Below are 816 nucleotides of genomic sequence, written 5' to 3'. Positions count from 1 at the left end.
GCTGTAGATAGTGGCTTAAAACTTAAAATAGAAAGTTTATTTTCCAAAGGCATGGCACTGATTAAAGCAGGTACAGATAAAAAAGAGCTTGAAGCTACTTTTAATGACTTAGAACAACTCATAGCCAGCAGCGTGGATAAAATTCAAGATTCTACTCCTTATTCGCTGTTTATATGGGCTTTAGGTATTATTTTGCGTGAAGGCTTGGAAGCTTTGATTATCATTGTAGCCATTGTTTCTTATCTTGTGCAAAGTGGCAACAAAAATCGTCTAAATATCGCCTATAGTGCGCGTTTTACAGGAGTGAATTTAAGGTTTATGACAGCTTTTGGAGTTTCTTTGCTATATAAAGAAAATGCAGGTCAAAGTAGAGAGCTTATAGAAGGTATTACCATGCTTATAGCCGTATTACTACTCTTTTATGTGGGCTTTTGGCTACGTTCAAACGCACAAAATAAAAAATGGACAAGCTTTATCAAACAAGGTGCTATAGATGCTATATCAAATAATAGTGCAAAAACCCTTTGGATCACCGTATTTTTAGCTGTTTATAGAGAAGGTGCAGAAACTGTGCTTTTTTATCAAGCCTTGCTTTTTGATGCTAAAACAAGCACTGATTTTGGTGCTGTTTTTGGCGGACTTGGACTTGGAATTTTAATACTTATTGTTTTATATTTTCTTTTAAAAGCAGGAGCCATTCGCATACCTGTAAAACAATTTTTCTATATCACTTCTTACATTATTTTTTACATGGTTTTTGTTTTTACAGGCAAAGGCATAGACGAACTCATAGAAGGAAAAGTCATCATTCCTGGT

1 protein-coding gene is annotated in these 816 nt (G+C 34.7%); it reads left to right on the top strand.

Annotated features, from left to right (window positions below; all coding sequences use genetic code 11):
- The coding region (locus KJR01_RS09600) for an FTR1 family iron permease (protein ID WP_214119012.1) at positions 1–816 on the top strand (816 nt) is incomplete at both ends.

The organism is Campylobacter sp. 2018MI10 (assembly GCF_018501175.1).
In the GTDB taxonomy this organism is placed as follows: Bacteria; Campylobacterota; Campylobacteria; order Campylobacterales; family Campylobacteraceae; genus Campylobacter_E.
This window is presented reverse-complemented; position numbering and strand designations above follow the sequence as displayed.